Source organism: Hymenobacter setariae, assembly GCF_007713685.1.
Lineage (GTDB): Bacteria > Bacteroidota > Bacteroidia > Cytophagales > Hymenobacteraceae > Hymenobacter > Hymenobacter setariae.
Map to the genome: position 1 here is coordinate 668,127 of NZ_VMRJ01000004.1, position 14,344 is coordinate 682,470.

The 14,344-nt window shown below is 61.5% G+C and carries 8 protein-coding genes; 6 read left to right on the top strand and 2 right to left on the bottom strand.

The window, feature by feature from the left end; genetic code table 11:
* The first annotated feature begins 201 nt into the window (after positions 1 to 201).
* The 3 genes from FNT36_RS17735 to FNT36_RS17745 all read left to right on the top strand — a co-directional run bounded on the left by FNT36_RS17735 (position 202) and on the right by FNT36_RS17745 (position 4,204).
* Positions 202 to 828, top strand: coding sequence for a (2Fe-2S)-binding protein (locus tag FNT36_RS17735; protein ID WP_144850399.1), 627 nt, complete (start codon positions 202 to 204; stop codon positions 826 to 828).
* Positions 825 to 1,805: an FAD binding domain-containing protein gene (locus FNT36_RS17740; protein ID WP_144850401.1), complete on the top strand. Its 981-nt coding sequence runs from the start codon at positions 825 to 827 to the stop codon at positions 1,803 to 1,805. Before FNT36_RS17735 ends, FNT36_RS17740 begins: the two co-directional genes overlap by 4 nt.
* Positions 1,806 to 1,969: 164 nt before the next feature.
* On the top strand, positions 1,970 to 4,204 hold the full coding sequence (locus tag FNT36_RS17745; RefSeq protein ID WP_144850403.1) for a xanthine dehydrogenase family protein molybdopterin-binding subunit: 2,235 nt from the start codon (positions 1,970 to 1,972) through the stop codon (positions 4,202 to 4,204).
* Positions 4,205 to 4,355: 151 nt separating this feature from the next.
* Here FNT36_RS17745 and FNT36_RS17750 read toward each other — a convergent pair whose 3' ends face one another.
* Positions 4,356 to 4,682 (bottom strand): hypothetical protein, encoded by a 327-nt coding sequence (locus FNT36_RS17750; RefSeq protein WP_144850405.1) that lies wholly within the window; start codon positions 4,680 to 4,682, stop codon positions 4,356 to 4,358.
* 328 nt (positions 4,683 to 5,010) lie between these two features.
* On the opposite strand from FNT36_RS17750, the gene pta reads away from it, so the two are divergent.
* The gene (pta, locus tag FNT36_RS17755) at positions 5,011 to 7,104 is read left to right on the top strand and encodes a phosphate acetyltransferase (protein ID WP_144850407.1); all 2,094 of its coding nucleotides are present in this window, start codon (positions 5,011 to 5,013) and stop codon (positions 7,102 to 7,104) included.
* Positions 7,105 to 7,249: 145 nt separating this feature from the next.
* A complete protein-coding gene (locus tag FNT36_RS17760) occupies positions 7,250 to 8,446 on the top strand; it encodes an acetate/propionate family kinase (RefSeq protein ID WP_144850410.1) in 1,197 nt (398 codons plus the stop codon).
* 107 nt (positions 8,447 to 8,553) lie between these two features.
* On the opposite strand, the gene tkt is transcribed toward FNT36_RS17760, so the two are convergent.
* Positions 8,554 to 10,608 (bottom strand): transketolase, encoded by a 2,055-nt coding sequence (gene tkt / locus FNT36_RS17765; protein ID WP_144850413.1) that lies wholly within the window; start codon positions 10,606 to 10,608, stop codon positions 8,554 to 8,556.
* Positions 10,609 to 10,829: 221 nt separating this feature from the next.
* On the opposite strand from tkt, the gene FNT36_RS17770 reads away from it, so the two are divergent.
* Positions 10,830 to 14,234, top strand: a complete 3,405-nt coding sequence (locus tag FNT36_RS17770; protein ID WP_144850416.1) for an AsmA-like C-terminal region-containing protein — start codon at positions 10,830 to 10,832, stop codon at positions 14,232 to 14,234.
* The last annotated feature ends 110 nt before the right edge of the window (positions 14,235 to 14,344 follow it).

The window sequence follows — 14,344 nt, forward strand, 5'->3', positions numbered from 1 at the left end:
TGGGGAGGCGCTCGAATGTTTTGCCGGGCGCTTGCCGTTGCCAGTGAGCCTACTACTCGCCCTAGGGCAGCGCTAGCAAACCAAACGAGCAAAAAGGCTGCAACAGAAACCCCGCCGCTTCTGTTGCAACCCCACCCGCGCCTGTCCCCTCTTTAGCGCCGGTGTACTATCTTAACTCGTATTCTTACTATATAACTGGCTATGAACGCTGAACCTGAACAAGCGAGCCCGCACGACGACTCGCGGCGCACCTTCCTCAAGCAGTCATCGGTGCTAACGGCGATGGCCTTGGTGCCCAGCCCCGTAGTCACAGCGGCTGCGGCCGAGCTCGACGAAAAAGTAGCTGCCGCTTTTGAGAAAATACCATTGTCGCTCAAAGTGAACGGCACCAAGCACAAACTGCAAGTAGAGCCGCGCACCACGCTGCTCGACCTGCTGCGCGAACAATTGCACCTCACCGGCACCAAAAAGGGTTGCGACTACGGCCAGTGCGGCGCCTGCACGGTGCACGTCGATGGCCAGCGCGTGAACTCGTGCCTGAGCTTCGCGGTGATGCACGACGGCCAGGAAATCACGACCATCGAGGGCCTGGCCAAGGGCGACGACCTGCACCCTATGCAGGAGGCCTTCGTGAAGCACGACGGCTTTCAGTGTGGCTACTGCACGCCGGGCCAGATTATGAGCGCCGTGGCCTGCGTGCGCGAGGGCCACGCCGGCTCGGAAGGCGAAATCCGTGAATACATGAGCGGCAACATCTGCCGCTGCGGCGCTTACTCCAACATTGTGGCGGCCATCCAAGACGTAAAGCAGGGAGGCCAAAAGGTATGAACCAGTTTCAATACGTGCGGGCTACCAAGCCCCAGGGTGCTATCGACGCGGTAGCCAAAGACCCCACTGCCAAGTTCATTGCGGGCGGCACCAACCTGGTCGACCTGATGAAGCGCGGCATCATGACGCCGCAAAAGCTGGTGGACATCAACCGCCTGCCCCTTGCCAAAATCGAGCGCCAGGACAAAGGCTTACGCCTAGGTGCCCTAGCCCTGAATTCGGCGGTGGCCAACGATGCGCTGGTGCGCCAGCACCAGCCGCTACTGGCCCTGGCCCTCAACGCTGGTGCCTCGCCGCAGCTGCGCAACATGGCCACTGTGGGCGGCAACATGCTGCAACGCACCCGGTGCAGCTATTTCTACGACCTTACCATGCCCTGCAACAAGCGCGAGCCTGGCAGTGGCTGCGGCGCCCTCGAAGGCATTAACCGCATGCACGCCATCTTCGGGGCGAGCGACAAGTGCATCGCGGTGCACCCCTCCGACATGAGCGTGGCCCTGGTGGCCTTGGACGCTACCGTGCTCGTGAGCGGACCTAAGGGCGACCGGCGTATCGCCTTCGCCGACTTCCATCGCCTGCCCGGCGACACGCCCGAAAAGGATACCAACCTCGAGGCCGGCGAGCTGATTACGGCCGTTGATATTCCCGATGGCCCCTTCACTAAGCACGTGCACTACCAGAAGGTGCGCGAGCGCGCCAGCTACGCCTTCGCCCTCGTGAGCACGGCGGCGGCGCTCGACCTCGATGGCAACACCATCAAGGCCGCCCGCTTGGCCATGGGCGGCGTGGCCCATAAGCCTTGGCGTCTCACTGCCGCCGAGCAGTCGCTGGTGGGCCAGCCCGCCACGGAAGCCAGCTTCCGGCGCGCCGCCGAAGTAGCCATGCAAGGCGCCAAAGCCTTTAAACACAACGCGTACAAGCTGAAGCTGGGACCCAATACAATAGTGCAGGCTCTCCGCACCGCCGCGGCGGCCTAAGTAAAAGTCTATCACTTCTCCTCTGTCATGCTGAGCTTGCGAAGCATCTTATCACGCAAGGTTCTGACCTGATAAGATACTTCGCAAGCTCAGCATGACAGAGAAGAGGTAATAGATGTGGTTTATAGCAACTAGCAGCAACGCTCAGCAATAGTATATTGATTATGAAAGCGCAACAGAAGCAAATCGGCGCACCGATGAACCGGGTGGATGGCCACTTGAAGGTTACCGGCGCAGCCAAGTACTCGGCCGAGTACGAGCTGCCGGGCCTGGTTTATGCCGTGCTGGTGGGCAGCACCATTGCCAAGGGCCGCCTCACGAGCATCGAAGCCAAGGCCGCCGAGCGCGCGCCGGGCGTGCTGGCTGTGGTTACGCACTACAACTCGCCCAAGGTGCCAGGCTACGATACGGCTGGCAAAGACCCCTCGCAACCGGCCACGGTGGGCGGGCCCATCAAGATATTCAACGACGATAAAATCCGCTTCAACGACCAGCCCATCGCCGTGGTGGTGGCCGACTCGTGGGAGCGAGCCCGCTACGCTGCCCGGCTAATAAAGGCGCAGTACGCCAAAGAAGCGCACCAAACCAACCTAGAGGACAACAAGCCACAGGCTTTTCTGCCTACTTCGGCCAAAAAGAATCCGAAGTCGCCGATGGCTGACTACCAGCGCGGCCAGGCCGATGCTTACAAGACGGGCGCTATTAAAATCGAAGGGGAATACGTGATTCCGACCGAGATGCACCACCCGATGGAGATGCAGTCCATCACGGCGCATTGGGAGGCACCCGACCGCCTCACCCTCTACGACAAGACACAGGGCACCCTAGCCACCCGCCGCGACTTTGCCAAGGAGTGGGGCCTGCCCGAGGCCAACGTGAAGGTGATTGCCACCTTCGTAGGCGGGGCTTTCGGCAACGCGCTGCACAGCTGGCCGCACGAGTCGGCAGCCATCATCGCGGCCAAGGTGGTGAACCGCCCAGTGAAGCTGATGCTGACCCGCGAGCAGATGTTTACGCAGGTGGGCTATCGCCCCTATACTTGGCAGAAGCTCGGCATGAGCGCCACGCCCGACGGTAAAATCACGGCCATCACCCACGAGAGCATTGGCCAAACTTCTACCTACGAGGAGTTTACCGAATCGACCCTGGCGCAGACGCGCATGATGTACGCGTCGCCTAACCTGACGACGCGCTACCGCTTGGCGGCGCTCGACATCGGTTCGCCCATCTGGATGCGCGGCCCCGGTGAGGCCACCGGCGCGTTTGCCCTGGAGTCGGCCATGGACGAAATGGCGCACCTGCTTAACCTCGACCCGCTGGAGTTTCGCCTGCGCAACTACACCGACACGGACCCCGAGAAAAACCGCCCCTGGAGCACTAAGTTCTTGAAGGAGTGCTACAAGCTTGGCGCCGACCGCATCGGCTGGAGCAACCGCAAGCTGAAGCCCGGCAGCCTCCGCGACGGCGAGTGGCTGGTGGGCTACGGCATGGGCGTAGGCACCTTTGGCGCGCACCGCGGCGGGGCACACGCCAGCGCCCAGCTGCGGCCCGATGGCACTGTGCTCATGCAGTGCGCTACCACCGACATTGGCCCCGGCACCGGCACGGCTATGACCCAGATTGCGGCCGATACCCTAGGTATCGCGCCCGAGAAAATCACATTTGAGCTCGGCCACTCCGACTACCCGCAGGCGGGCACACAAGGTGGCTCTTCGACAGTGAACAGCGTAGGCCCAGCCGTGCAGCAAGCCTGCTTGGCCCTCAAAGACAAGCTGCGCGAGCTGGCTGGCGCCCAAAACCCGACTTTCGCGTCGGCGAAGAAAGAAGATGTAACCCTAGGTGATAAACACCTCTCGCTGAGCAGCAACACCGCCGCCCGCGTGCCTTACTCTGACTTGCTGAAGCAGGCCGGCGCGGCCACCGTCACGGTCGAGGCCAAGCCTGGCAATGAAGGCCAGCAGTACTCCATGTACTCCTTCTCTGTGCATTTTGCCGAGGTGCGCGTGCACGAACTGACTGGCGAGGTGCGCGTGAGCAAGCTCGTGTCGTGCGCTGACGCGGGCACCATTATCAACGAAAAAACTGCTGCCAACCAAATGAAGGGCGGCGCCGTGGGCGGCATCGGCATGGCCCTGATGGAGCACGCCCGCATCGACGACCGGTTTGGCCGCTACGTCACCAAAGACCTGGCCGACTACCACGTGCCCGTGCACGCCGACGCGCCTAACATCGAAGTAGCCTTCGTAAACCAGCCCGACTTGAAAGTGAACGCCCTAGGCACCAAGGGCATCGGCGAAATCGCGACTATTGGCGTGGCCCCCGCCATCGCCAATGCCGTGTTCAACGCCACCGGCAAGCGCGTACGCGAGCTACCTATTACACCTGACAAGCTGGTGTAAGGTTGCGTATGCGTTTCTAACGCAGAGACCCCACCCCCAGCCCCTCCCCTCTGGGAGAGGGGAGCCGGCCGCAAGCAAACGTAATTGAACGTTAAGCAGTTGTCAGGCTTCCATCTCCCGGAGGGAAGGGGTCGGGGGTGGGGTCTTTGTGCTAGAAACCTGCTTTAGGGGCCAGCAGGGCATCGGCTTCTAGCAGCAATGAGGCGCTGAGGAGTAGGTCGTGCAGCCAGTGCAGCTCCTCTAGCGAAAACAGAAAGACTACATCAGAGGTGGGTCCGGGAATGCTGAGGCAACGCTCTTCGGCATCCACGATGTGCGGAGCGTTGTAGGTGCAAAGCTCGGCCACGATACCGCACCACTGACGCAGCTCGTGTGGCAGCAAGCGCAGGCCCACGTTGCCAAAATACAGGTGTAGGCAGCACCCGCCGGGGCACTGCGCAATGCCCCCTAGGGGGTTATGATGAAGGCAACGGGACATAAATGCTAAGAAGAAATGATGCGCTTGCTTTCGATGGCTCAACAGTCTTTGTGACAAGCCACCCAACCACAATTGGCTTAGAAGTGAGCTGCGGTGAAGTGCCTAGATACTATTTAGACGCATTCTAAACAGTGGCAAAGTTATCAAAAGAAGCAAAAGGCGCAAGCTTTATTTAGAAAATATCTAAATAAAGCTTGCGCCTTTAAATTTGCTCTTTCCAATAAGTCTGGGGAGTTGGCAGTGCGAATAGCCTGTATCACCGCGTAGACCTACAAAGTCTACAACCCCTCTAGCCAACGCCAGCCCGAACCTCTACGTTAGCACCTGCATGACGAAAGCCGTTTTCATCGCTACTGCCGAGCCCTACAGCGGTAAGTCGCTGGTTGCCTTAGGGCTGGTAAACATGCTGCTTGGGCAAGCCCGCCGGGTAGGCTATTTCAAGCCCCTCATCGACCACGACCCATCTAAACAGGTCGACCCACACCTAGCCACCATCGTTAGCTACTTCAAGCTGCAGTTACCAGCTGTAGACACTTACGCTTACACCCGCGCCGAGGCCCTGCGCCTGCTCGAAACCGGCGCCCAGGGCGAGCTGATTGACACGGTCATCCGCAAGTTCAAGCACTGGGAAGAGAGCTGCGACTTTACGGTGGTGGAGGGCAGCGACTTTGTGGGGCCGGGCACGGCGTTTGAGTTCGACGCCAACGTGTCGATTGCCAAGAACCTAGGCGTACCGGTTATTCTGGTGGTGTCGGGTGCCGGCAAGAGCACGGCTCAAGTCGTTAGCACCGCCCTCACCACACTGCGTAGCTTCGAGAGCCGCGAGGTGCCAGTACTGCAGCTGGTGGCCAACCGCATCACGCCGGCCCAGCTAGCCGATGTGGAAGCACTGCTGCGCAGCCAGCTGCCGGATGAGGTACTGCTGGCCGTCATTCCCGAAGACCCCAATCTGTTGCATCCCACCATGCGTGAGATTAAGGAGGGGCTGGGCGGCAAGCTGCTGTTTGGCGAAGTCGGGCTGAGCAACCAAGTCGATAACTACATTATTGGGGCCATGCAGGTACCTAACTTCTTGAATTACCTCAAGGAGAACGTCTTAATCGTGACGCCTGGCGACCGAGGGGACATCATCGTGTGCGCCTTGCAGGCCAACCAGTCGGCCAGCTACCCTAGGGTGGCTGGCATCGTGCTCTCGACCGGCTCAGAACCCGACGAGCCCGTGCGCCGCCTCCTAGAGGGTTTGCCCAACGTGGTGCCCATCTTGGTGGTGCCCACTGGCACCTTCGAAACTACTAACCGCGTAGGTGCCATTCGCTCACGCATCACGCCCGACAACCCAAAAAAAATACAGCTGGCTATCAGCACCTTCGAGCGCTACGTGGCGGTGCGCGCGCTAGAGGAAAAGCTAGTGAGCTTCCAGCCCGAGGGTCTCACGCCGCACATGTTCCAGTACCGGCTCTTGCAGTGGGCCAAGCGCCAGCGCCGCCACATCGTGCTGCCCGAGGGCAACGACGACCGCATCTTGCGGGCAGCAGCCTTTCTGCTGCACCAGGATATCGTGGACCTCACCATCCTCGGCGACCCCGACCAGGTGGCGGCTTCGGCCAAGCGCCTAGGTATCAATTTGCCTCTAGGTCACTTGCGGGTCATCGACCCAGTAAAATCTGATTACTACGCCGACTACGTGGCGACCTTTTATGAGCTGCGCAAAAGCAAAGGCGTGAACGAGGACATGGCCCGCGACCTGCTGCGCGACGTGTCGTATTTCGGCTCGATGATGGTGTACAAAGGTCACGCCGACGGCATGGTATCGGGGGCGGTGCACACCACGCAACATACCATCCGGCCGGCGTTGCAGTTTATAAAAACCAAACCCGGCGTGTCGGTGGTGTCGTCGGTATTTTTCATGTGCCTGCCCGACCGTGTGGCCGTATTCGGCGACTGTGCCGTAAACCCCAATCCTACCGCCGAGCAGCTAGCCGAAATTGCCATTTCGTCGGCCGAAAGCAGCCTAGCCTTCGGCATCGAGCCTAGGATAGCCATGCTCTCCTACTCGTCGGGCACCTCCGGCGCGGGCGCCGATGTCGAGAAAGTACGCCAAGCCACCGAGTTGGTGCGCCAAAAGCGCCCAGACCTCAAGGTGGAAGGACCTATCCAGTACGACGCCGCCGTGGACCCGCTAGTGGGCCGCCAAAAGCTGCCTGACTCCGAAGTAGCCGGCCAGGCTAGCGTGCTCATCTTCCCCGACCTCAACACCGGCAATAACACCTACAAAGCCGTGCAGCGCGAAACCGGCGCCCTCGCCATTGGCCCGGTGCTGCAAGGATTAAATAAGCCGGTGAACGACCTCAGCCGCGGCTGCACCGTGGACGACGTGTATAATACGGTGATAATTACGGCCATCCAGAGTCAGCAAGGGTAGCGTTCTTCTTTTATGTTAGTCATGCAGAGCGCAGCGTAGCATCTCGCGTGGCGCAGTAATCTCTCACGTTATCGAACGTCAACACGCGAGATACTTCGCTGCGCTCTGCATGACTAACATAAAATCGCGCGTTAACTAATAGCATATGAACATTTTCGTTATCAACTCCGGCAGCAGTTCTATCAAATACCAACTCTTCCGCTGGCCAGCCGAGCAGCCGGTATGCAGCGGCTTGGTTGAGCGCGTAGGCTCGGAGCAAGCCACGATTTCGCACAAGGTTTTTGCCGAAGGAGTCCCCACCGAGCAGCGCCTAACCCTGCCCCTCCCCGACCACGAAGCCGGCCTGCACAAAGTAGTGCACTTACTCACGGACGGCGTTATCCAAGACCCGAGCGACATTGATGTCGTGGGTCATCGCGTGGTGCACGGCGGCGAAAGTTTCAGCCAAGCCACCCCGATAACGCCCGAGGTAAAGGCCGAAATTCAGCGGCTATTTGGGCTAGCGCCGCTGCACAATCCAGCCAACTACCTAGGGATAGAAGTGGCCGAGCGGGTGTTTCCGCGGGCGCGGCAGGTGGCGGTGTTCGACACGGCTTTTCACCAAACACTGCCAGAAAAGGCGTTTCGCTACGCTTTGCCTACGGCCTTGTATACAGAGCAGCGTATCCGGCGCTATGGCTTCCACGGCACCAGCCACCAGTACGTGGCCGCGCAAGCGGCAGCCTACCTAGGGCAGCCCGATGCCCGGCTCATCACCATCCACCTAGGCAACGGGTGCAGCATGGCGGCGGTGCGCGGCGGCCAGTCGCTGGATACCAGCATGGGTTTCAGCCCCTTGGCGGGCTTAGTCATGGGCACCCGCTCGGGCGACGTAGACCCCTCCATCTTATTGCACCTGACGGGGCCACTGGGCTACTCGCCCGAGCAAGTCAACACCTTGCTCAATAAAGAAAGCGGCATGCTGGGCTTAGCCGGCTCCAACGACATGCGCGACATTAGCCAGGCGCTAGCAGCCGGCGATGCCGCCGCCCAGCTGGCTTATGACATTTACGCCTACCGCATCCGGCAGTATATCGGCGCCTACGCTGCCGTACTCAACGGCCTAGACGCTATCATCTTCACGGCCGGCGTGGGCGAGAACGACGCCCTAGTGCGCCAACTGGTATGCCAGGATATAGACTTCTTCGGCTTGGTCCTGGCTGAGGCTCAAAATCAACAGCGCCAGCCGGGCTTGCGCGACCTCAGTGCACCAGGTTCGCGGGCTAAGATTCTGGTCGTTCCGACCAATGAAGAGTTGGAGATAGCGCAGCAGTGTGCAGCACTATTTGCGTCGGCTTCCTAGGTTGCTGCTCAAGCGTGGAACCCCACCCCTACTCAGCTGTCACAAAAAAGCGCCCCGCCGGCCTAAGCCAGCGGGGCGCTCTTATAAGGTACCTAGGAAGCAAACGACTACGAAACTACTTGCTTCTTGTCGTCCTCCTCGGGCTGGCCGCTAAGCACGCCTTTGGCTACTTTCACTACGTTATCGACGGTGAAGCCAAACTCTTTCATCAGGTAATCAGCTGGGGCCGACTCGCCGAAGCGGTTCATGCTGATGCTGGCACCCTCGTCAGTAGTATACTTGCTCCAGCCGATGGGTGAGCCGGCCTCGATGCTCACGCGCTTGCGCACGTTACGGGGCAGCACTTGCTCGCGGTAGGCCTTGTCCTGGTGCTCAAACAGCTCCCACGAGGGCATGCTCACCACGCGGGTGGGGGTGCCTTCGGCTTGCAGTACTTTTTGGGCCTCTAGGGCCAGGGGCACTTCCGAGCCGGTGCCGATGAGGATGAGCTCGGGCGTGCCGCCCTGGGCTTCGCTCAGCACGTAGGCGCCTTTTTGCACGTTGCCGGCGGCGGGGGTCAGCACCGACTGGTCGAACGGGAGCCAGCCCTGACGCGACAAGATGAGGCACACCGGCGACTTGGGCGTGTTCATGGCAATGCGCCAGGCTTCGGTGGTTTCGTTGGCGTCGCCGGGGCGCAGCACTACGATGTTGGGCACGGTGCGCAGCGAGGTCACTTGCTCGATGGGCTGGTGCGTGGGACCGTCTTCGCCCAGGCCGATGCTGTCGTGGGTGAACACGAACGTCGAAGCCGACTCGGCAAGGGCCGTGAGGCGAATGGCGCCGCGCATGTAGTCACTGAACGTGAGGAAGGTACCGCCGTAAGTACGCAAGCCGGCGTGGTGGGCAATGCCATTCATGATGCCGCCCATGGCGTGCTCGCGCACTCCAAACCAGATGTTCGAGCGCTCGTAGTGGCCGGGCTGGAATGAGTCGTCGCCCGACTTGTCCATCTCGTTCGACGAGGCCAGGTCGGCTGAGCCGCCGAACATGAACGGTACGGCTTTCTTAATGGCCGTGAGGGCTTTGCCCGAAGCCTGGCGGGTGGCCAGCTTGCCATCAGCGGGCGTGTACACAGGCAGGTCTTTGTCCCAGCCTTCGGGCAGGTTGCCATTGAAGGAAACGTGGAACTGCTCAGCCTCGGCGGGGAAGCTAGCCTCGTATTCCTTGAACTTGGCGTCCCACTCCTTTTGCAGCTCGGCGCCTTTCTGGCCGGGCTGGCGTAGGTGCTCGTACACTTCGTTGGGCACGACGAACGTAGCCTCGGGGTCCCAGCCAAAGAACTCCTTGGCCTTCTTCACGTTGTCGGGGCCTAGGGGGCTGCCGTGGGCCTTATTGGTGCCGGCCAGTGGCGAGCCAAAACCGATGATGGTTTTGATGGAAATAATCGACGGCTTGTCTTTTACTTCCTGTGCAGCCTTAATGGCGGCCTCAATCTCGTCAATGCTGTTGCCGTCTTTCACGTGCGAGGTGTGCCAGCCGTAGGCATCGAAGCGCTTCATCGCGTCTTCGGTATATGCCAGGCTAGTGGGGCCGTCAAGTGAGATGTCGTTGTCGTCGTAGAGGAAAATTAGCTTGCCGAGCTGCAAGTGGCCGGCCAGCGAAGCAGCCTCAGCAGCAATGCCTTCCATCAGGTCGCCGTCGCTCACGATGGCGTAGGTGTAGTGGTCCTGCACGCCCTCAAAGCCGGGCTTGTTGTACATAGCACCTAGGTGCGCCTCGGCCATGGCCATGCCCACGCCGTTGGCGAAGCCCTGGCCCAGTGGGCCGGTGGTTACTTCGATGCCGGGGGTCACGTTAGACTCGGGGTGGCCGGGGGTGCGGTGGCCGGGCTGGCGGAAGTTCTTCAGCTCCTCCATGCTTAGGTCGTAGCCATAGAGGTGCAGCATGCTATAGAGCAGCGCCGAGCCGTGGCCAGCCGACAGCACAAAGCGGTCGCGGTTGGGCCACTTGGGGTCTTGGGGGTTGAAGCGCAGGAACTTCGACCAGAGCACGTAGGCCATGGGGGCCGCCCCCATAGGCAGGCCGGGGTGGCCAGAATTGGCTTTTTGGACCATGTCCACCGACAGCAGGCGGATGGTGTCAATGCTCAGTTGGTCGATAGAGACAGCTGGATTGGGCATGAGGGAGAGAAAAAAGTGGGGAAAGCCAGGTGAATTGGAATGCGAGGGTATACGCCCTAGGGCGCGCCGTGGGCACCCCGAGCGGCCGTAAAGGTAGGGCGCCGGGTGCACGCACCAACCTATCCGGCTGCTTGCGGAATCTTCCCGTATGTAGGTGAGGTTCCTGCCTCAATTCATCCTTAAGCTTATCCAAGCTGGGCCGGAACTACGTATTTTGCCGCATGAAATCCTTTTCCCTCCGGCGCGTGCTGGCTATTGGATTTTTATTACTCCTGACCTTAGTACTAGGGCTAGGCGCGGCGGTGTGGCTACTCGGGCGCGACTATACCGTGCGCTACTTGCAGCGCACGGTGCGCGAGCAGCTCACCAAAAACTCGGGCTTGGTGCTGGCGCCCTTCACGGTAGAGCTGTCGCCATGGCGCGACTTTCCGCACGTTACGGCGTCCCTAGGTCACCTTTCGCTTACCGATACCAGCCACCACCGGGCCGTGCCCGTGCTGCGCGTGGGCCACGCCGACTTGCGCCTAGAGCTGGTAGACCTATGGCACCGCAAGGTGCGCGTGACGCGCCTCGAAATCCACGACGCCGACTTTCAGCAATACGTCGATTCTACGGGCCACAGCTGGGGGCTGCGCGGCAAGAAAGCCCGCCGCCAGGGCGAAGGCAAGGACCCGCTGCTGAATTTCAATCTCGACTCCATTGTGGTGTACAACTTCCACATGGTCACGAAGAACGACTACGCCCACAGCACGCTGGCCGGGCAAGTGCAGCGCGCACGCCTCACGGGTGGCATCCGGCAGGGCGCATTGCGGCTGAGCGGCGTGCTCGATGGCTACCTGGAGCAGCTGGCCAACCGCTCGGGCACGCTGCTGGCCCACGAGCCAGTGCGTGCCTGGCTCAACTACCGCTACGCCTTCAAGGCGCGGCGCGGCGAGTTTTGGCGCACCCGCGCCACCCTCAACGGCGATACCATTCGCATCGGCGGCACGCATACGGTGGCCGCCGACCAGCCCACCGGCACCATGCTGCACTTGCAGTTTGCGGGCACCCAGCCGCTGGTGGCGGTGTTGCACGCGGCCTTGCCGCCGCGCTTGCGGCCCTACCTGGCCGGGGCCACCAGCCCCAGCCACGCCCGCATCGTGTACACCATTTCGGGGCTTAGCGGACCCACCGTGCGCCCCCATACAGTGCTGACCTTCGCCTTGCAAAACGCTAGCTTGGCCTGGCCCGACGCGACACGTCGCATCAACCGCTGGGACTTGCAGGGCACTTACGACAACGGCCCCGCTCACAATCTGAGCACGGCCAGCGTGCAGCTCGACCGCTGCCGCATCTACTCGCCAGTGGGCCAGCTCGACGCCACATTTTTGCTGCGCAACTTCTTGCGGCCCTATGTGGAGGGACACCTAAGCGGGCGCACCGAGCTGCCCGAGCTGGCTTCCGTGATTTCGCCCGGCCTATGGCGAGCTACCAATGGCATTGCTGACCTCGACGTGCAGCTGCGCGGCCCCATACCGCCCCTAGGCGACCAAATGCTGGCCCGCACCCAAAAGAGCCTGTCGGTGCGCGGCACCGTTGAGCTGCGCAGTGCGGCATTCAGCGTGCCGGCCCGGCGCATCAAGATGGCCGATGTAAACGTGCACATTGGGCTGCGCGATAGTCTGTGGCGCCTTACCAACGCTTCGGGCACCTTGGATGGCATGCACTTCAAGGCCGCAGCTACCACTACTTACCTGCTCACCTACCTCACCGGCCAGCACCCGCGCACCGAAATCACGGGCAAGTTTGAGGTTGATGAGCTGCACATAGACCGCTTACGCGCCCTAGGCAACGCCCCTACCCAGCGCGTGCTAGCCGCTGCTACGGCCCAGCGGCAAGGCAGGCGCTTTCGGCAGCGCCGCAATGCCCGCAAAATGGCCATGACTATGGGCAGCCACTTGCTGCCCGACGAGGTACGGCTCAATGTGGACCTGCGCTGCGGCCGCCTAGTACTGGGCCCGGACACACTACGTAACCTAGCCGTGAATCTGCGCCACGACGGCAAGCAGGTAGAGCTCTCGCGTATTGAGGCGCGTGTTTGGGGCGGGCGGCTTTTTGGGCAGGCCAGCTGGCCTACCGACACGACCAACGACGTGGCGCCCGTCAATTTTCAGCTCGGGATGCGGTTTGCCAGCATCAACTACCACAAGCTGATTACCCGGCTCTCGCGTCCGCCGGGCGCGGTGGCGCTGCGGCGACGGGCGGCCCTAGCGGCCCGTAAGGGCAATGACCCCGCCCCCACCCCGGCGTTGCGCGAACTGCTGCTGGCCGCCGATGGCTCATTTACCTGGGACATTGGCGAGCTGGTGCTGCCAGTGGGCGAGCCCCTGCGCGACCTGCACTTACGCTTTGAAAAAACCGACTCGCTGCTGCGCATGCCTTACCTGCGCTTTGTGGCCCCGCAGGGCGGAGTAGGGCGCGCTTCGGCAGCGGCTCTTGTCTCGGGCATCCACCTCACGGCCGCCACGGCCGATGTTGACCTGCGCTATTCCTCACTCGATGTGCAGCAGCTGCTACGCATGCTAGCCAGCCTCAAGCCGCCCCGCGACACCACCAAGTTTCAGCCGCGCGCTGTGCTAAAGGCTGCCCGCCGCGCGCGCCGCATGGCACGCCTGCGCGCCCGCAATCGGCCAGCAAGCGCGCCTTCGCCGGCCGGAGCGCTGCTGGCCAGCGGTGGCCTCACGGCGGTGCTGCGCGTGCAGGCCGACCGCGTGCACTACAATTCTATCGAAGGAGGCAAATTTCAATTGGTATCGCACCTCAGCCACGGCGAGGCCCGCGTAGACGAATGCTCGCTCGATGCCTTCGATGGTCATATCTCGCTGCACGGGCTGCTGCGCACCGATGGCGGCCGGCGGCACCACCCGCTGCGCGTGCAGGCCCTACTCGAAGATATCAAGCTGCCCGATTTATTTGCTACGGCCAGCAGCACCATGCGCTTTCAGGTGCTTACCGAAGACAACATCAAGGGTACGCTCCGCTGCGCCGCCGTCCTGCACACCGACCTCGATTCAACGTTCTTGCCCGTGCGGGCCGACACCTATGGCTACCTCAAAGCCGACTTGCGCGACCTAGAGCTGCTAAACGTGGAAGCACTAGAGCAGTCCTTTAAGCTCGTGAAGAAGGAGCGCACGGCTCATTTGTTTTTCGAGCCGGTTAGCACAGAATTTATCCTCAACGGCGGGCAACTGCTCATTCCGAGCTTACGCCTAAATAGCAACCTGACCGAGCTCGAAGTAAGCGGCCGCTACAACCTCGATGGCCGCGCCAACCTCTACGTGGGCATGAACCCACTCAACGTGCTGTTTGGCAACAACAAGCGCCGCATCGAACGCATCCAGAATGGCGAGCCCATGCGCCCCCGCTCGCCCCGCCTTACCTACGTAAACCTGCGCCGCGATGTGCCCGGCACCAAGTATCAGGTCAAGCTTTTTCAGAAAAAAGAGCAACAGCAGCAGCAAGCGGCCTTGCGCCAGCAGTCGCGCCAGTTGCTACTCACGCAGCGCCTCGACACCACCATGCGCCTGCTGCCGCGTAACCGCCTTACTGGGGCCGCCGGCACCCCTGCTGGGCTACCGATGCCCTAGACCCCACCCCCAGCCCCACCCCTCCGGGAGAGGGGTGCCAACCGCAAGTAGATGTAAGCTGACGTCATCCAGTCGTCAGGCACCCCTCTCCCGGAGGGGAGGGGCTGGGG